Annotated in this window: 8 protein-coding genes; 4 read left to right on the top strand and 4 right to left on the bottom strand. The window is 40.9% G+C overall.

The genetic code is table 11. The features are described from left to right. Positions 1–242: 242 nt before the first annotated feature. Entirely contained in the window at positions 243–2,876 is a 2,634-nt protein-coding gene (gene ppc, locus OCI93_RS13915) for a phosphoenolpyruvate carboxylase (RefSeq protein ID WP_261591446.1), read from the bottom strand. A 120-nt stretch (positions 2,877–2,996) separates the two neighbouring features. Here ppc and OCI93_RS13910 point away from each other — a divergent pair, with 120 nt between their 5' ends. The 4 genes from OCI93_RS13910 (at position 2,997) to OCI93_RS13895 (ending at position 5,997) form a co-directional block, all read left to right on the top strand. Further along, positions 2,997–3,383, top strand: a complete 387-nt coding sequence (locus OCI93_RS13910; protein WP_261591444.1) for a thiol-disulfide oxidoreductase DCC family protein — start codon at positions 2,997–2,999, stop codon at positions 3,381–3,383. Beyond that, positions 3,373–4,095: an SDR family oxidoreductase gene (locus tag OCI93_RS13905; RefSeq protein ID WP_261626644.1), complete on the top strand. Its 723-nt coding sequence runs from the start codon at positions 3,373–3,375 to the stop codon at positions 4,093–4,095. The genes OCI93_RS13910 and OCI93_RS13905 overlap by 11 nt, the downstream gene beginning before the upstream one ends. Positions 4,096–4,123: 28 nt before the next feature. After that, positions 4,124–4,777, top strand: a complete 654-nt coding sequence (locus tag OCI93_RS13900; protein ID WP_261626643.1) for a flavin reductase family protein — start codon at positions 4,124–4,126, stop codon at positions 4,775–4,777. A gap of 482 nt (positions 4,778–5,259) precedes the next feature. Then, positions 5,260–5,997, top strand: a complete 738-nt coding sequence (locus tag OCI93_RS13895; RefSeq protein WP_261626642.1) for a tetratricopeptide repeat protein — start codon at positions 5,260–5,262, stop codon at positions 5,995–5,997. A 571-nt stretch (positions 5,998–6,568) separates the two neighbouring features. Here the strand turns inward: OCI93_RS13895 and OCI93_RS13890 are convergent. The 3 genes from OCI93_RS13890 to OCI93_RS13880 all read right to left on the bottom strand — a co-directional run bounded on the left by OCI93_RS13890 (position 6,569) and on the right by OCI93_RS13880 (position 20,292). Then, positions 6,569–15,829, bottom strand: a complete 9,261-nt coding sequence (locus OCI93_RS13890) for an Ig-like domain-containing protein (protein WP_261626641.1) — start codon at positions 15,827–15,829, stop codon at positions 6,569–6,571. A gap of 1,542 nt (positions 15,830–17,371) precedes the next feature. Further along, entirely contained in the window at positions 17,372–18,772 is a 1,401-nt protein-coding gene (locus OCI93_RS13885; RefSeq protein ID WP_261626640.1) for a coniferyl aldehyde dehydrogenase, read from the bottom strand. A 77-nt stretch (positions 18,773–18,849) separates the two neighbouring features. Next, entirely contained in the window at positions 18,850–20,292 is a 1,443-nt protein-coding gene (locus OCI93_RS13880) for an SLC13 family permease (protein WP_261626639.1), read from the bottom strand. Positions 20,293–20,348: the final 56 nt, after the last annotated feature.

Raw genomic sequence — 20,348 nt, 5'->3', positions numbered from 1 at the left:
TCGTCTGCGTTTACAAAACTATCTGGTATAACCAGTCTGACGATTTTATGTAAATGAGAACCAATGTCAATAATTTTAATCCAAAGCGATGGTGTTTACATATAAAAACCAGTAAAAAGGACTGCTTTTTATTGCTTTCTAGGTACATATTGCGCCGCCTTTTCGCCGTATATACCTTGGAAGTATTTCTCAATTAAGGTTGCCCCCGGTTCTAAGGGGGCAACTCAATAGTAAGAATCACATCACCCAGTATTGCGCATACCCGCTGCAATCCCTGTCATTGTAATCATTAAAGCATTATCAATATCATTACTTTGTCCAGAGCGTGCCCGATTTAATAATTCAACCTGCAACATATTAAGGGGATCAGTGTAAGGGTTTCGCAAGGCAATTGATTCTTTAATCCATGGTTGAGCTGATAATAGTGTTGAATCAGGAGCAAGTCGCTGTACCAAGTCTCGCGCTTGCGCAAGTTCATTTCTCAGCTGATTACCTAAGGGTTTGAGGCTATCCTCGACAAGTCCTTGCTCATAATGTTCACTCAACCAACTATCCGCTTTACAGAACACCATTTCTAACATCTCTAAACGCGTTCTGAAAAATGGCCATTGCTCACTCATGTCTTTTAATGTTTGCTCTGAGTAAGTATCTACGGCAGCTTGTAAGCCCTGTAAAGCACCTAACCATGCAGGTAGCATTAAACGGTTTTGACTCCATGCAAAAATCCAAGGAATTGCGCGAAGACTTTCAACGCCCCCATTGGGGTTGCGCTTAGCAGGGCGAGAGCCTAGGGGCAGTTTTGCTAATTCAACTTCGGGCGTCGCCATTCTAAAGTACGGTACAAATTGTGAATTTTCACGTACGATGCTTCGATAGTGCTCACATGATGCATTACTGATAAGTGCCATTACTTCTTGCCAACTGCTTTGCGGCTGCGGCGGTGGCAGTAAATTACTTTCAATAATCGCGCTGCTATAAATGGCTAAGCTTTGCACTGCAACTTTGGGCAAACCAAACTTAAAACGGATCATTTCACCTTGCTCTGTCACACGCAAACCATTTTTAAGTGACCCTGGTGGTTGCGAGTGCAGCGCTTGGGCAGCAGGTGCCCCACCTCGACCAATTGTACCGCCGCGTCCATGGAACAAAATAAGTTCTATTTCTTGTTGCTCACAAATATCGACCAGTTTTTCCATTGCGCTATATTGTGCCCAACCTGCAGCCATCATACCCGCATCTTTGGCAGAATCTGAGTAGCCGATCATAACAAATTGCTTGCGGTTGATGTGCTGTCGATACCAAGACTGTGCAAACAACTCCGTCATAACATGTGCGCTGCGATTAAGGTCATCAAGCGTTTCAAAAAGTGGTGCGACAGGTAGCTTAAATCTGCAGCCACTTTCTTGTAGTAACAACTCTACGGCTAACACATCCGAAGCATTTTGTGCCATTGAAATAATATAAATACCCAACGCATGTTGATCTTGGTTGGCTATAACCGCAAAGGTATCTAACACCTCTTGCACATTACTACTTGGCTGCCAGTGTTTTGGAATTAGCGGTCGACGTGAGTTTAGCTCAGCGAGTAAAAATGCTTGTTTATCTTGTTCAGACCAATCGGCATATTTGCCAAGCCCCAAGTAACCAGTTAACTCGCTAAACACCTCAGTATGGCGCGCTGAGTCTTGACGAATATCTAGCTTACACAAGTTAACACCAAAGCAGTTTAGCCGGCGGATGACATCTATGAGTAAGCCATTGGCAATTACACCCATATTAACTTCGCAAAGGGAGCGGTAAATCAGCTCCAAAGGTGCTTTTAATTGCGCAACATGCGTTATTTTGTCTTGTTTTTTAGAGGGTTCATTTTTGATTTTATGCTCAAGCGCAAATATGGTTTCACTCACTTGCGACTTCAACAATTTTAATAAGTAACGATAAGGTTCACTTTGTGAACCAACTTGTTCTTTAAGCTCAGCACTGGCGCAATGCATTGATAATTCAGCACTGAGTTTATCTAAATCTCGATAATACAAATCAAGCGCCATCCAACGGCCATGATCCAACACGGTTTGTGTAACTTGTGCTGTTACAAATGGGTTACCGTCTCTATCTCCTCCCATCCAAGAAGTAAACGTAATGGGAGAGAAATCCTCTGGCAGTTTAAGCGCGAGTAACTCTTCACTATAACTATGAAATTGCCTTACAAACTCTGGGACTGCATGCCATAGGCTATTCTCTATCACAGCGAACCCCCACTTAGCTTCATCAAGTGGTGTTGGCCGTTTATCGCGAATGTCGTTGGTATGCCAAGCTTGGCAAATTAATTGCTCAATTCTATCTAATAAGTATTCACTCTGATGATCATCTAACTCATGTAATTCAAGCGCTTTTAAACATTCACTCAGCTCAACATGCTTGCTAATAATAGTACGTCTGGTTACTTCTGTTGGATGCGCAGTTAGTACTAAATCCATTTTTAAATTAGCGATGACTTGGGCCGCCTGATTTAAGTTTATTTGCCCGCTATTTATATGTGATTTAAGCGCCGTTAGCGTGCTTTTTAATGCACTTAACGAGCCATCCGGTGCCCCTTGTTTTGATATGGTATGAAATTGCTCTGCTACATTTGCTAAATTTAAAAAGTGATTAAAGGCACGTGCTACAGGCAATAACTCTTCGTCTGTTAATCCATGAAGTGTATCGATTAGTAACGCTCTGTCTTGTTCATTACCACTGCGTGATGACTTAGACAGCTTGCGAATTTGTTCTACTTTATCGAGTACTTTTTGACCTTGGGCTTGCTTTATTGTTTTTCCTAACAGCTCACCCAACATGCTAACGTTAGTGCGTAACATTTGATATTGCTCAGTCATAATGCATCCTTTGTCGAAATTTTATACTACTCACTATACCGAGATTAAATCGATTTACGAGCGATCTATTTTTGTCTGTTGACCGTAAACTACTGTATCAAAGTTATTATCAGGCGTGACATGAAAATATTTTATGATAGCCATTGCCCTTTATGTGTGGCAGAAATGAACAAATTAAAGCTTCATGATAAAAACAACCAAATCGCGCTGGTCGATTTACATGAAGAAAACTTTAGTTTAAATAACCCAAACATAGATAAAGAGCGTGCACTGACAATACTCCACCTCCAAGACTCGCAAGGTAAAATTTGGTTAGGCCTTGATGCAACATATCAAGCTTGGAAAACAGTAGGGAAACATCGCTGGCTCAAACTCATTCGTATAGTACCTATTCGATGGTTGGCTGATGGCTGCTATATGCTATTTGCAAACAATCGTATGGTAGTCTCAAGGCTATTAATGCCTAATCAATGCAATAAGTTAGGTTGTAAAACAGATGACCGATAATACAATTATTATAATTGGTGCTGGAGGCTCCATCGCAAACGCATTTTTACGCGAGCAACACAATCGCTTTCCAGCGCATAATTTAATTACTATTAGCCGTAATGTGCACGACAAAATAGCTGATAACCATCAGCACTTTCAGTGTGACAATTCTGAGCAACAGATACAGGCAGTCACTCAATCGCTCAGTACAGTCGTTAAGACCGCACAAAGTATTACAGTATTTAATGGTCAGCTGCATAATGAAGCATTCTCGCCAGAAAAACGCCTTGAAGATATCAATGAGCATTATTTAAGCTGGATACTTAAAGCAAACACTATCACCCCTATGTTATGGCTAAAATATATAGGCCAGAGGCTTGGGCCAAAGAGTCGCTGTGTTATTACTTTTTTAAGTGCTCGTGTTGCTAGCATTGACGACAACGAACTCGGTGGATGGTACGCATATAGAGCAAGTAAAGCAGCCCTTAATATGGCAGTTAAAACGGCATCGATAGAGTTAGCGAGGCGAGCCAAGTACTGCAAGTGCGTATTATTTCACCCTGGCACAACCGATACCAATTTATCAAAACCCTTTCAAAAGAACGTTCCTGAAGGGAAATTATTTACTCCCAACTTTGTTGCACAGCAACTAAGTACGTTAATCACTACTCGAGACATTAACGGGCAAGTTGACTACATTGATTGGCAAGGCAAAGCAATCAACTGGTAAAAATCACACAGACTAAAAAGGGTTTACGATGCATTTCGCAACCACTGATATAAATAACCTAGACCAACAAACGCGTGTTCATCTTATTAACTCATTATCGGGTTTTAAAAGTGCCAACTTAATTGGTACCGTTGACGCACAAGGCAAAGAAAATTTATCAATTGTCAGTTCAATCTTTCATTTAGGAGCAAACCCTCCTTTAATTGGCATGATAATGCGCCCTCATAGTGTACCAAGGCATACGCTCGAAAATATATTACAAACAGGCCAGTATACAATTAACCATGTGAACGATGAAATCGTTGAACAAGCACACCAAACATCCGCACGATATGATAAAGACATCTCTGAGTTTTTAGCTGTTGGCTTGAACCCACAGTACAAGCCAAATTCTATCGCTCCTTTTGTAAAAGAGAGCAAATTAAAAATAGCCGTCGAGTTTAAGAGTTCACAAACAATTGAACTGAATCAGACCGAACTAGTTATAGGTCAGATAACAGATATTTACCTTGAAGACGATAGTGCCTATTGCCAAGATGGCTTTTTAGACTTAGAGCGTATCAATACTGTCGCGGTCAGCGGCCTTGACAGGTATCATACAACAACGGCGCTCACACGATTAAGTTATGCAAAGCCTGAAGTTCAAGTACAGACTATTCCAGTCACTACAATGAAAAAATAAAGCGCTTTTTGAAATAACCAGTTTCAGGGCATTATATGAGGCCGTGTTGATCTTTGCTGTGTGTTTTTACAGCTTTCATTCGGCTGTTTTCCCAAGCAGAGCCTGCGCCGCATAGTTATTTTATGCAAATCAGATGATAACGTAGAAAAATCCCCAAATGGAACTACTCAAAGGTTTTAACCAAAAGCTTACACTAGGTTGTCATGGGCTATTAACATAAACTATTATGCAACATAGTCCATTCATAGTATTGAAAGCCTTTGATTTGAAAAATCATACCTCAAAGGTCAACACGCCCTAATGTATGCTTAAAGCGAACGGATAGTTAACCATCGCTGGATTCTTTTCTTGCACTTAGTTCACTATTAATGGTCCAATACATATCATTAATGCGTAGTGAGCGAATGTTTACGTATCTGATAGATACTTTATAAAGCGTTTGATCACCATAACTGACATTGTCAAATTATAGGAGGTGTAACATGTGGCATAAAAAAGTAAGAATTGCCCTATGTGTTGGTATGTTGACATGGGCATTACCCAGTAATGCAAGCTTAGAATCAGGTATTGAAGCGGCAAATGCTGGCCAGTTTGAAGTCGCTTTAAAAGAATTTAGATATTTAGCTGATATGGGTTACGGCCCCGGAATATACGAACTAGCTAAAATGTACCAAGGCGGTCATGGGGTGCCTAAAAACTTGCGAAAAGCTGCACAGCTTTTTCAAGATGCCATAAACACAGGTGTTGCAGATGCGATGTTTTCCTTGGCCGTTATGCATGAACAAGGCCAAGGTGTTAAGCAAGATAAGCAAAAGGCTGTTGAGTTGTATACCAGAGCTGCTAAAAAAAACTTGGCAGCAGCACAATTTAATTTGGGTGTCATGTACACAAATGGCGATGGTGTTATTAAAGATTACTACACTGCTATGGATTGGTACGAGAAAGCTGCGGCCAGTAATTATACTTTAGCACAGTTTAATATGGCGCTGATGTATTACCAAGGGCTGGGTGTTACTAAAAATATTGAAAAGTCATACATTTGGAATAGTATTGCAGAATACAATGGCAATCAAGCCGCATCTAAAAGCCGTGCCTTAGACGAAAAACACCTTTCTCCTTCACAAATTGAACGCGCAACTGAAAGGGCCTCGGCAATTTACTACAAAATACAAGCTCGTGAGTACATTCCTGAGATAAGACCTCGTACTGCAGTATTTTAACCTTATCACTACACACATATAGCCCTTAAATTTGAGGGCTATTCAATTCATCGCTCTTTTAATAACTGAACTGATTTGACTAGACTGGGCACTTTAATAATGAAAAATAGTCCAATTATTGACGTGTAAAGTAACAAAAAGAAAAGTAAAAAGTTATACGGCTGAGATTATAAAAGAAGCTTCGGCATGCGTAACCAAAATACTGGAATAGATGGCGACAAAAAACGTAGAAACTAGTCTCATGAATTTTAAGCTAAAGCAGCATTGGCTGCAGCTAAAGGAGATAAGGCCGTTTGAAAGTGTTATTTAAACTCGGCAGTTACACAAAATCTATTACAGGTCCAATTTAGAAAAGCTTTATACTGCTAATGAAGATCTATCGCCAGTAGAGTATGAAAAATTCATTAGGAAAAATATCCTGCTCGAGTTAACCCGTTCATGGGCATAAACTTTGCTGGGTTCGTACAACCTCAACCCCCTTTTACCTCTAGTTGGTCTGGCTTTAGAATCAAAATAAAAAGCCCTATTACAACGCAATAGGGCTTTTTTATTAAGAAGCTATTAACTATTATTAAAAGCGATAGCTAATTATTGCAGAGATCTCGTCGATATCATTTACCGAGATAAAGTAATGACTATAATCAACACCAAACTTAATGGAATCAGTTAAGCTATAATGTATCCCTGTGCCAATATAGCCACTTAGTCCATTCTGCTTGTGGTGAATATTAGCCTGGCCATTAAGCAAGCTATTAATTTCAGATTTCCAATCAAACACACCAATAAATAGCTTACCCGTTACTTTTTTCACTAAATCAGTGCCATAGCCCACTTGTAACGCACCACCCTCTGGTAAAACTGGTGCTCGTTTCGATAATTCATTATGCATTTCATCAAGGTTTACAGTCTCCCCTTTGAAGTCAGCTCGTCCCTTACCTAAATTTAAATACCGAACGCCAACATCCCAATGTGGTGCAAATTGATAGAATGCCCCGATTGACCAGCTATTACTCTTATCATCAAGGTAAGTATTAGCAAGTGTATCGTTCGCAACTGTGCTGTCTGCTAAAGCCGTCCCCACGGAGCCATTCACCTTCCACTCACCTGCCAACGTTGAAGTACTTACTAAACTCACCGTGCTAGCTAAAGCAAATGCTAGCAAAGCAGTTTTACTACGGCGAATGAACAGTGCCGAAACTAGCAATAAGCTCAATACACCCATGCTACCCGAAGAACGGTTTTCAACCTTACTCGTAGTCTTACCATTTGTCTGCAACGTGACAGTCACACTCACTTCACCTTCAGCGGTCGCACCATGCTCATCACTCATTACATAATAAAGAAGATCTACCCCTTCAAATCCACTTGCTGGTAAATAATGTAGTACATTGTTTTGTACTTCTACCGAACCATGTGTTGCAGATGCTGAAACAAGGGTAAGCGCAGAGCCTTCAGGATCCAAATCGTTGGCCAATACATCTATTTTCAGCATATTACCAGTGCTACTGGCACTGTCATTTTTGGTGATAGGTGCTTGGTTATTTACAATTGAAACAGCCACGGTGCTTTGTGCTGTCCCCCCCTCACTATCGGTAATACCATATTGAATTGTCGCAACCCCTAAGAACATTTTAGGTGCACTATAGCTGAGCTGATTATTAATGACCGATACTTGTCCAAAGTCTACCGACGCACTAATAAGTGTCAGTGTATTACCATCTTCATCGGTATCATTGGCCAATACATCAATCGTCTCGCTCTGACCAGATAATACCGTTACGGTATCGCTGTTTGCGATAGGTAAAATGTTATTTGATACGGTTACTGCAACACCACCTGGGTCAACCACGGTACCATTAGCGATTCCATCATCATCGTTAGGACCACCATCTTTGATTTGTAGTTGCACACAGTAATCCCCTTCAACCATTCCAGCCGTCCATTGCGCATCTCCAGGAGGGGGACAAAAACCTAATTCACCACGAGCAGAAAGTACTTTATTATTTTCATCAATTACAAAGTTACTCCACTGTCCGTCGTTAAATTTACGATATACTGCATTGCTGGGAATCGGTTTACGCTGAGGGATGACCACTCGGTAAATATCCCCTTCTTTTGGTAGGCCCACAGCAACATAATCAAAGATACCACCAATGTTTGTCGCCTCATGATCAACCGGTATCTCTGATGCGTTAAGTTGTGCCCCACCAGTTTGATTTTGCGCAACCGTTACTCCTTTACGTAAACAAACACCTGGCTCACCCTCTACTAAATACTGCGACGATTCGCTAACTTGCTGTGGTAACACGTTACAAGCGTCAATATTGTCAAGATAGTCAGGGATACCATCATTGTCAGAATCTTGATAGCCCTCTTCACTATCTGGTATTAAATCACCATCACTATCAATATCCGATGATAAGGCAGCAAGTGACTCCACTACCTCAATAAACACTTCACCTCTGGTTGATAAACTCGGTGACGCATTATCAGAGGCAATGACCTCCACTTTGTAAATCCCATTTGGCAATACCTGTGGATTGAACGTAAACACGTTCGTTGTAGAGGAATTGTTTTCAAATTCCACTGGCGCATGCCATACAACACTAACTTGGTCATTTGAATTTACGTCTGACACTTGTGCCGTAATTGAAACCTGTGCATCCGTCGCAGTGACTAAGCTACGCTCTTCACCATTTTGCGTAACAATAGTGCGAACTGTCGGTGCAACGTTTTGCTCAACAATGGTAATTGTCGTCGTTGAATTAGCGCCAACATTAAGTTCATCACCTAATATAACCTCAATAGTTTCATTGTTTTCAACTTCACTGTCTGCAAAGACGGTGAATTCAATACTGGCCTGCGTACCTGAGGTAATAACAAACTCACCCGATTGTAAATCGTGATCTGCCATATCTGCACTGCCCAAAACAGAATATGGGATCGTCACAGGATAACTTGGTGCAGTACCGTTTAAGTATACTTCCAGACGATAAGTTTTATCTTCACTTACCTTGCTATCTTTTTGAATTGATACCAATGGATTTACATTTATTTCTTGGCTTGCAACCACTTGCTGACCTTGCCCGTCTTTTGCCTGCCAATAAACAGTATGACGACCGGGTGCAAATATTGGTTGGCCAGAAGCTAAAGACACTGGTAACGCGTTCCCATCGCTATCAGTTGCAATCGCAGTGCCTAAATCAACTTTAGTGAATAAGCCTGTTGCATTAACCGTGATTGATTGTGGGGCAGTAATGGTTGGCCTTCTTACATTTGAAAGGGAAGCATCAATGGAAATTTCAGCAATCGCTTCATCACGGCCTTTATAAAGGTCTTCGACAAGATATGTCACCACAGCCTGACCCTTTGTCATATCTGCCACTTGCAGATTAAGTACATCACCGTCAATTGTTATACTACCAATAGATGTTTTTGCACCCACAATACGTAAGGCATCACCGTCAAGGTCGGTATCATTATCCAAAACAGTTAAAGAGTATTGGCCCGTTGCGTTTGATGTAAATGTGTAACTATCATCAACTGCAACTGGCAAATCATTGACCGAAGTCACTGTCATCGTAACTGTGGCAGCCTCTGAACTCAGCTCATCATCGCTCGCAATAAAGCTAAATGAGTCAGTACCATTAAACTGAGGTGAAGGGGTATATGTGAAGATGTCATTTTGGACCGCAATTTGCCCATGTTGCGGCTGATTTTGCAGTTGAATCGTTAATGCATCGCCATCAATATCACTGATGTTCGCAACAAAGCTAACCGTGCCATCTTCTTTCACCGTTTGTTGCATATTGTTAGCAACCGGTGCAGCATTAACCGCGAGCACGTCTATCGAAAACGCGGCTAAACTATCACTCGACTCGCCATCGCTCACACTGATCACTATGTTACTAAAGCGGCCTACATTATCTCGCTCTGGGGTACCAGTTAACAAGCCTGTTTCAGTATCAAACGTTGCCCAATTAGGCTCATTGCTAATCGCGAATGTGAGTGTGAGTGAGTCAACATCCGAAGCCGCTGGTGCAAAGCTATAAACTTGATCTTGCTGCACTGTTAATATTGGGGTGCCTGAAATAACCGGTGCATCATTCACTGCATTAACCAATATCGCAAACGGTGCCAAGCTAGCTTCTGTATTGCCATCTGTGACCGTGATCTCAATACCGTCATAACTTCCAGCGAGCCCCTCCGTTGGGGTTCCTGTTAACTCGCCTGTAGTGGCATCAAAATCTGCCCAAGTTGGTTGGTTTTGGATAGAAAAAGTGAGCGTATCTCCTTCTATATCACTCGCTCTAGGCGTAAATCGATAAACTTGATCTTCATCTACTGATGTTGACGGTGTACCTGAAATAACTGGCCTATCATTCACTGAATCTACGATAATATTCACCTTAGCTGGATTAGAAACCAACCCTTCAGCGTCTTTTACCGTGTAAGTGAAACTATCTTCACCAAAAAAGTCTCCTTTCGATGTATAAACAATTGCACCTGTAGCTATCACTTTCGCTGTACCATTGCGTGGCTGTGTAACCATGGTCACCGAGTTTGGAGCTAGCTCACTGTCTACATCAACGTCATTACCTAGCACGTTGATTTCTATGCTGCCATCTTCTTTGATTTGCGCTGTATTATCTTTTGCAACCGGTGCATCATTAACCGCCTTGATTTCAACTTCAACGGTTGCAGGCAATGAGCGCAGGCCTTCACTATCAGCAACCGTGTAAGTAAAACTTAACTTACCGTTTTTATCTTGTTTGGGCATAATGGCCAATACGCCGTCATCACCAACCGTGGCGGTTGCTAAATCATAATCACCATTGTTCTGTAAACTAATGCTAGACGCTGCAAAATTTGTATCTTCAATGTCTTGGTCATTGCTTAAAATGGCGAGAGTTACCCCTTCATCTTCATTCGTAGTCACTGAGTCATCACCAACCACAGGAAGGTCATTGACCGCACCTATGTTAATAGAAACCGTTGCTTCATTTGACTCAACACCGTCACCATCTGCAATTACATATTTAAAACTGTCTTCTTTGTTTTCGTTCGCATTAGGCGTGTAAATAAAGGTACCCGCTGCTTGATCGATAGACACTTTACCTTTCGTTGGAGCTTGTGTAATGCGGATATCTTTGGTTGGTTTACCGTCTTCAGCATCGGTTGCTTTATCTCTGACCGCAAGCTCTTCTGATGCCGTATCCTCTGAAATATTGACAGTAAAATCGGCTGCTCTTGGGGCATCGTTTACGGCTTTAATTTTAACCTGTACTGTCGCTTCTTTTGAAACCGCTTGTGTGGAGTCTTTTACTGTATAAGTAAAGCTGTCATCTCCATTTTCATTTTCATTCGCCGTATATACAACGACCCCATTTTCAATACTTACTGTACCTTTACTAGGCTGCTTTACAATCGTCAGCGATGATTCAACCATGTTATTTTCTGGATCTGAATCATTTACCAGTAAATTTACCTTTTCTGATGATGTGTCTTCTGTGAGCTCTATTAGATCATCGACAACATTGGGGGCATCTTCAACGGCTTCTACCTTAATCGTCGCTGTATACTTCGCTGACTCAGCTTTCGCTTTGTCTTGATAATAGAATGTAAAGCTGTCTTGATGATTTTCACTACCGCCATGAGTATACTCATAACTACCATCTACATTTAATGTTAAAGTACCATAACTTGGCCTAGTATCGAGCAATACAATTAGGCGGTCTTCAAAGCCTAAGTCGTCATCCTTTGCATTTACCATTAAGCCATTTTCTAAATCTACTTTTAAAGCCTCACCTTCTTTTACTGAAAGCTCAACATCATTGCCCGTTGGCGCGTCGTTGGTATTTTCAACCGTTACAGTGAAAGCAGGTAATGATGTCGCTGCTTCGTCGCTGTCGGTGACCGTGATCACAATCCCTTGGGTACTACCAACACTACCGTTGTTAGGCGTACCTGACAATTCACCTGTTTGTGCATTAAACGATGCCCAGTCTGGCTTATTGGCAATACTGAATGTATGTGTGTCATCCTTATCCACATCATTAAAAGTGGGTTTAAAACGATAAGCAGCATCTTCTTTCACTGACGTTACAGGAGTGCCTGAAATCGTAGGCACGTCATTGGTATTTTCAACCGTTAATGAGAAAGCGGGCAATGATGTCGCGGCTTCGTCGCTGTCTGTGACCATGATCACAACTCCTTGTGTACTACCAACATTATCATTGTTTGGCGTACCTGATAATTCACCTGTTTGTGTATTAAACGTTGCCCAATCTGGCTTATTGACAATACTGAATGTGTGTGTGTCATCCTTATCCACATCATTAAAAGTGGGTTTAAAACGATAAGCAGCATCTTCTTTCACTGACGTTGCAGGAGACCCTGAAATCGTTGGCGCGTCGTTGGTATTTTCAACCGTTAAAGTGAAAGCAGGTAATGATGTCGCTGCTTCGTCGCTGTCGGTGACCGTGATCACAATCCCTTGGGTACTACCAACACTATCGTTGTTAGGCGTACCTGACAATTCACCTGTTTGTGCATTAAACGTTGTCCAATTTGGCTTATTGACAATACTGAATGTGTGTGTGTCACCCTTATCTACATCATTAAAAGTGGGTTTAAAACGATAAGCAGCATCTTCTTTCACTGACGTTGCAGGAGTGCCTGAAATCGTTGGCGCGTCGTTGGTATTTTCAACCGTTAATGAGAAAGCGGGCAATGATGTCGCGGCTTCGTCGCTGTCTGTGACCGTGATCACAATTCCTTGTGTACTACCAACATTATCATTGTTTGGCGTACCTGATAATTCACCTGTTTGTGTATTAAACGTTGCCCAATCTGGCTTATTGACAATACTGAATGTGTGTGTGTCATCCTTATCCACATCATTAAAAGTGGGTTTAAAACGATAAGCAGCATCTTCTTTCACTGACGTTGCAGGAGTGCCTGAAATCGTAGGCACATCATTGGTATTTTCAACCGTTAATGAGAAAGCGGGCAATGATGCTTTTGCAGTAAATAAGTCACTGACTGAGATCACAATTCCCGAGGTACTCCCGACATAACTATTGGTAGGTGTACCCGATAATTCACCTGTGGCTGTATTGAAAACTGCCCAAGTTGGCTTATTAACAATACTGAATTTGAGTGTGTCATCCTTATCTACATCATAAAAGTTGGGTTTAAAGCTATATGCCACATCTTCTTTCACTGAGGTGGCTGGAGTGCCTGAAATCGTAGGCGCATCATTGATGTTAATTGCACTAATGGTAAAGCATTGCTCTGTGCTTTCACTCGCAGTACCATCGGAAGCCGTTAAGCAAACGGGAAAACCTACTGTGTTACCAGGTTGAACGAGTATATCTATATTGCTTGGGGTGCCCGTTAACATCGCCCCTATAGACAGGCTATAAACGTCAGCCCCGTCCCCTGAATCATCCACCCAACCAAGCGTTCCTTCTGAGGACAAGACCATACCCCAAACATTCCCTCTGGTTGAAATGTTTATTACCTTGGTTAAGTCTGTCGCTAAGAGCTTCTTAACTCCCGTGCCAAAGGTACCAAAATAGAGGTTATCATTCGCATCTACTATGATGTCTGTTATCACTTCTACACTTTCATCATTAGAAAAATCCGCCACCACAACTGGCAGCTCCTCACCACCATCATATTTATAAATTTTTTCTTCATTGAAACCCGCAATAAATAAATTATTGTTTGAATCAAACCCGAGACCAGATGGACTTGATACTTTGGTGTACTCACTCACCTCGTGAGTGGCCATATCTATCTTTGATATCTGCCCCTTGAGGTGCTGGCTAACATACATAGCTCCGTTTTTTACAACCATAAAAAAAGGGGAATCAATATCTACGAAAGTCTGTTCACCTTCATTTGGATCACTTAGCTCTACACGGGTTATTTTATTAAGGTCAAAGTAAGCAATATATAAATACCCATCATGCACCAGTATCGCATACTTAGCATCCTTATTAACCGTTGCGAACGATGACGTGTCTCCATTAGGGGCAATTTTCAAAATTCCCGAACTAAAGGCTTCTGCAACATAAGTATTCCCTTGTTCATCACGTGCAATACCAGCTGACGACTTAATCCCCTCAGCAATCATGTTTGGCTGGGTGCTGCCAGCCTCGAACTTAAGCCAGCTTGGTAAGCTTGTTCCCTCTTTTACTGCAAAAGTAATGGGGTCATGGTTAGCGTCTATGGCCTGCACATTATAAGAGTACAATTGATCTTGCTTGGCACTCAGAACAGGCGTTGAAGTAAACACCGGCGACGCAAGTTCATTTACTACGTCTGTGATAGTGACAGTCACTTGCTGTATGTCGTGTCCATTAAACTTATCATCAGCACGTACGTCTACCAAATAGCTATTATTACCATCACTATCTGTTGGGGCTTCAAAATCAGGTGCGCTTTTAAAGGTTAAATTTCCTGCGCTATCTAACTGAAACTTCTCTGAGTCTTTACCCGCCACTAAGCTATACGACACAGTATCATTTACATCAACATCAGTGGCAGCGACTTGCGTCACTGCGGTGAGGTTCTCGTTTATATTAATGCTGGCCATATCACCACCAGAATTTGAGGTAATAACAGGGCTATCGTTGGTGTTTGTTGCGGTAATCGTAAAACACTGCTCAGAATTCGCGGTACTATCAGCAGCAGTTAAACAAACGGGATAATCCACTGTATTACCGGATTGAACGGGTATATCTATGTTGCTTGGTGTGCCCGTTAGCACCGCCCCCGTAGATAGGCTATAAACTTTACCCTCGTCATTTGCCGCCCAACCAAGTACCCCTTCCGATGACAGGGTCATACTCCAAACGTTCCCTGTGGTTGTAATGTTTAATACCTTGGTTAAGTCTGTCGCTAAGAGCTTTTTAACTCCGGTACCATAGGTACTAATATAGAGGTTATCATTCGCATCGACTTTGATATCAGATATAGATCTTACATTTCCATCATTAGAAAAATCAGCTACTTTAACTGACTGGCCCCCAACACCACCATATTTATAAATACTCCGTTCACCGTAGCTCGCAATAAATAAGTTGTTTTTTGAATCAAAGCCGAGACCAAATGGCCTTGTTAGTGTGGTGTAGGTACTCACAGCTTGAGTGGCCATATCTATCTTCGAGATCTTATTCTCACGATACTGGGCAACATACATAGCCCCGTCTTTAACGGTCATAGAAAGAGGGCCTGAAAGGCTTGTAAAGTTCCGCTCACCTTGTTGTGGGTTACTCAGTTCAATCCGCGTTATTTTTCCTAGATCATAGTAAGAAATATATAAATACCCATCATGCACCAGTAACCCGAATTTCCTGGACGTTTCAACCGTTGCGAATGGTGACTTAACTCTATTAGGGGCAATCTTGAAAATGCTCGAACCATTAAGTTCTGCAACATAGGTATTCCCTTGTTCATCACGCCCAGCACCACCAGGCGAAATAATACCTTTAGCAATCAAGTTTGGCTGGGTGCTACCAACCCCGAGCTTAAGCCAACTAGGTAAGCTTGTTCCCTCTTTTACCGCAAAAATAATAGGGTCGTCGTCAGCGTCTATAGCTTGCACGCTATAAGAGTACAATTGATCTTGCTCGGCACTTGTGACTGGGTTGGAAGTAAAATTAGGTGCGACTTGCGCAATGGCATTGTTTGACTGGCTTAGCAATAGCCCTGACAACACCAAAGTTAGAAGTGCATGTTGTTTGCGCTTGTTTGAGCGCCGACTTTGAATAAATAAGCCCAATAAATCTGGAATCGCACGGCCCTTGAGCGATAATTTCATTTCAATTCACCTACTAAAAAACTGATTATTCTTAACCGATTAATTAGACGTAGATGAATAGCATTTATTACACTAAAATATACAATACATAATATACAATAAAACCAAAGGCACAAGTCTCACGCTTTCTCTTTCATGAGTGTGGTCTTATTACTCTATCGTTATCACTATTCTATCTAACATCGACATAACCTGAACTTGGATATAGATCGAACTAAATACCAACAAAAAGCTAAACTCGTTAGACAGAACTCACACTGTTGACATTAATGCAAAACTGTACCATAAAAGAAAACATTAGTAAATTACTGTAAGTTACAAAAAAAGAGCTTATCAAGGTAATTTTGCACATACCCCCTATTATTTACAGAATTAATAAAAACCATCACTTCATAAGTGATAAAATACTTTTAAAAACAAGTTTTTCATAGGTTTACATAGTGAATAATTTATTATCAATCATAGGTTTCATTTGCAAAAAAAAATTACATATGAAATCCACATTAACTTTCATCATTAGAGTTTAAAAAAATCAAATTCAATTAATTGAAATTATAAAGAATAAAATTAAATCAATAAAAAAGAAACTTAAAAGGTAAAAAGTAAAAGTGTACTTTTTAAGTTTTCAAATAAAAAATACAGCAAACCATTAAAAATACCTATTTAAAGAAATCTAGAGAGTATATATCCACTCATAGCTTAGAAAATCTATACAGAAAAAATGCCTGTTGATAGAAGAAATGGTGGCAAACGCCTTTTCCACTAATAGCACTGAAGATAGTCAATGTTATGTAAATATTACTATTTGACACTCACAAAGCTGAACCAATTTATTGCGTAAGTCGGCTAAAACGCAATGTTTATTTCTAAAAATTTACGGTTAATCGGTCAAAAGTAAAGGCTTAATTATTAAACATTGGATGTCTCAGGCATTGCAGAGTAGTTCTCGAAATGGCCCAAATCAACCACTTTTGGGACAAGCACCAGCTGTCGAGCTGTCGAGCTGTCGAGCTGTTAAAAGTAAAAATTTGAATTGAGTTATCAACATTATATAACCTGAACCCTTTAAAAGACTGTTTGGGTCTGAAGTTGCATAAACTACTCAACAGAGAAGTTATGAAGGTGCTAATACATCATAGGTCAGAGTTAACCCCTCAATTTGAGCCCGTATATAAGCTAGCATTAATTTATTTTAACTCTTTCATTTAGCATTTGCAGGGAGTCAATGTAAGACCCTAACGACTGGCTTGAAAAGTGCGTAAAAACATTGACGCGACTACCCTAGGTTGAGCTCCTCAAAATGATTAAGCTTATTCTCGGGTTGGTATTACTCAGCTTTTTGGAATAAAAAGAAGCCTTCACTGACTGATGGCCCGAAAATGTGGGCGCAATGTATATGCGCACTTAAATCTAAAGAAATAGCTCTAGGCGAGCACCTTTTTGATATTACGTTTATATAAATGAATGTACGCACACAAGGTTGAGTCGGCACGTACAAAGAAGCTTAGTTACAGTGCTCCTCAAAAGAAACAAGCTTTTTCCTTAAAAGAACAACTTTTTAACCAACTTAATCAATAGGCTAGATTGCTTAAACATCATGTGAGTACGCAACTTAGTTTTACCATTGCTGTGTAGAATACTCTTTGCGTGACTAAACGTTATAAAGCCTTCTTTGCCATGATATTGCCCCATACCTGAATGACCTACCCCACCGAACGGTAAATCTTCGACAGTTACCTGCAACACGGTCTCATTAATCGCAAGGGTTCCAGTGCGTAATGTCGTACTCACTTTGTCAATTAAGGCCTTATCATTACTGAATAAATAAGTTGCTAACGGCCTTTCGTGCAGCTCAATATGTTGAAGTGCCTCGTCAATATTATTAACCACTACAATAGGTAAAATGGGACCAAAAATTTCATTTTGCATCACTTGCATTGAAGCACTTGGGTTTATAACTAGATGCAAACCCATTCGTTGGTCTGGGTAATCGTCTTTCATCAATGGCCATATTGTGGCCCCATTACTTTTCGCATCCGTTAATGCCTCTAGTAATCGTGAGAACTGTTTTTGATTGATGATACTCGATAACTTTTTATCATTTTCTTGCAGTTTGTAAGTTGCTGTATATTGTGCTTTTAATTGTTTAATTAGGGCTTCCGATTGAGCCTTAGTGACTAACACATAGTCAGGCGCCACGCATATTTGGCCACAATTTAGCAACTTGCCAAATAAAATACTCTTTGCCGCATGCGTTAGATCAGCATCGTCTGCGACGAGAACAGGAGACTTCCCACCAAGCTCCAGTGTTACAGGTACTAAATTTTGCGCGGCACTGGCCATTACTTTTTTGCCGACTTCAGTCGCCCCAGTAAAGAACAGATGATCGAACTTCAACTGTGAAAATGCGCTAGCTACGTGGTGATCTCCTTCAACAATCGTACAATGCTCAAGCAAATGAGCAAATACCTTTTTAATCACCTGATTGACTTCAGGGGTAAACTCACTGAGTTTTAGCATGACCCTATTGCCTGCTGCAAATGCAGTAGCAACGGGTAGCAAAGCAAGTTGTATTGGATAGTTCCAAGGCGCAATTACGCCAACAACCCCTTTTGGAGTGTACTGAACACTCGCTTTAGAGGGCCATAACAGCAGACCTGATGCTCTTTTTTGCGGCTTCATCCACGATTTTAGTTGCGCTTGCATGTAATCTAATGCACTAATGGTAGGTATAATATCCCCAAACACAGAGTCAAACTCGGTTCGACCATTAAAGTCTCTATCAGCTGCAGCAACGAGATCAGCTTGGTGCTCAATCAAAGCATGTTTGAGCGTGTTCAGCAAATCGCGCCGAGAAGATAAATCCATATAAGGATGCTGTGTAAAAGCCAATTGCATCGCCATCAGCTGCTTATTCAGTTCTGAAATTGATTCAACTTGCATAAGTTTAGATATCCTTTTTCGTTATTAGGGCACTCGATAAAGCAACTAGGTAAGAAGAACAATCATATCTTGGCTTCTCAGAAGCCAAATAGCCAACCACCCACAGTCATCGTTAGCATTGTTATCAATAATATCGCAATGATGTTCATAGCAAAACCCGCTTTAATCATATCTTTAATTTTTAGCTCTCCAGAACCAAACACAATGGCGTTAGGTGGCGTTGCCACAGGCATCATAAATGCACAACTGGCAGCTATAGCGGCTGGTATCACCCAAATTAATGGTGTACCTGCCACTTGTTCGGCTATCGGTCCAAGTAAAGGCAAAAAACCAGCTGCTGTTGCGGTGTTGCTGGTAAGCTCAGTCAAAAAGCAAATTAATGCTGCAACAAGCAAGACACCAACCACAATAGGCACTAATGACGCACCAGAGAGTGAATTAGCAATATAACCGGCCAATCCTGAGCCTTTGATTTGAGAGGCTAACGTTAATCCACCGCCAAATAATAGTAGTATTCCCCAAGGTAACTGGTTAGCAGATTGCCAATCCATAATACGCTGATGTGGCTTACCCGATGGTAATACAAATAACAGTATAGATGCAGCGATAGCAATCCCCGTATCAGTAATATCAAGTCCAGACCACAATGCTAAATATGGCCTTAATATCCAACTTACCGCGGCAAACAAAAATACCACAAAGACATTTTTCTCCGCTAAGGACATTTTGCCCAATGAGTTAAGCTGATTGGCAAAAAGCGCGGCTAAGTCTACTTCACTAGAGGTTGTTTTGACCTTAAACGCAAAGCGCGTTAACCACACCCAACTCAGTATAATCATGAGCATACTAAAAGGCACAGCCAATACCATCCACTGTGCAAAACCAATCTTAATCTGGTGATTTTCCCATAAGTAGGCAGCCATTAAAGCATTTGGTGCAGTGCCTATAATAGTGCCCACCCCTCCAATACTTGCACTATAAGCGATTGCTAAAAGTAATGCTTTACCATAGTTGTCGCAGTTGCTTTTGTTTTCCTGTAAAACGTGGATCACAGAAAGTGCAATCGGCAACATCATCAGCGTCGTTGCTGTGTTGTTAATCCACATAGATAAAAAACCACTTACCAACATCATGGCTAAAATCTGTATGCGCGCATTGTTACCACAGCGCAACATAGTATGTAATGCAATCCGTTTGTGTAACTGCCACTTTTCCATAGCAATCGAAATCAAAAAGCCGCCAAGAAACAAAAATATCAATGGGTGGGCATATAAGCTTGAAGCAGATTTAATATCATTAATACCCGCAAGTGGTATTGCGAGTAATGGTACTAATGAAGTAACAGGAATAGGAACAACCTCACTAACCCACCAAATCGCAAGCCAAATTGCCAAGCCAGCGGTACGCCATGCTTGCGGGCTTAAGTCAGTCGGTGCTTGTGTTAAACACGTGAGTAAAAATATGCTAGGTGCTAAGAAGAGCAAAAAGTGATTTGTATTAGAGTTATTATTTTCTTTCATATAGATAGCCAAAAGACAGTTAATGGCACAAGTTTATTAGAACATTTTGCAAAGAG

It is taken from the genome of Pseudoalteromonas holothuriae, assembly GCF_945859825.1.
Lineage (GTDB): Bacteria > Pseudomonadota > Gammaproteobacteria > Enterobacterales > Alteromonadaceae > Pseudoalteromonas > Pseudoalteromonas holothuriae.
This window is presented reverse-complemented; position numbering and strand designations above follow the sequence as displayed.

Bases quoted from the DNA above. Each gene is read 5' to 3' on its own strand.
- OCI93_RS13895 (WP_261626642.1), top strand. From the start codon at position 5,260: ATGTGGCATAAAAAAGTAAGAATTGCCCTATGTGTTGGTATGTTGACA.
- OCI93_RS13890 (WP_261626641.1), bottom strand. From the start codon at position 15,829: ATGAAATTATCGCTCAAGGGCCGTGCGATTCCAGATTTATTGGGCTTA.
- ppc (WP_261591446.1), bottom strand. From the start codon at position 2,876: ATGACTGAGCAATATCAAATGTTACGCACTAACGTTAGCATGTTGGGT.
- OCI93_RS13885 (WP_261626640.1), bottom strand. From the start codon at position 18,772: ATGCAAGTTGAATCAATTTCAGAACTGAATAAGCAGCTGATGGCGATG.
- OCI93_RS13905 (WP_261626644.1), top strand. From the start codon at position 3,373: ATGACCGATAATACAATTATTATAATTGGTGCTGGAGGCTCCATCGCA.
- OCI93_RS13900 (WP_261626643.1), top strand. From the start codon at position 4,124: ATGCATTTCGCAACCACTGATATAAATAACCTAGACCAACAAACGCGT.
- OCI93_RS13910 (WP_261591444.1), top strand. From the start codon at position 2,997: ATGAAAATATTTTATGATAGCCATTGCCCTTTATGTGTGGCAGAAATG.
- OCI93_RS13880 (WP_261626639.1), bottom strand. From the start codon at position 20,292: ATGAAAGAAAATAATAACTCTAATACAAATCACTTTTTGCTCTTCTTA.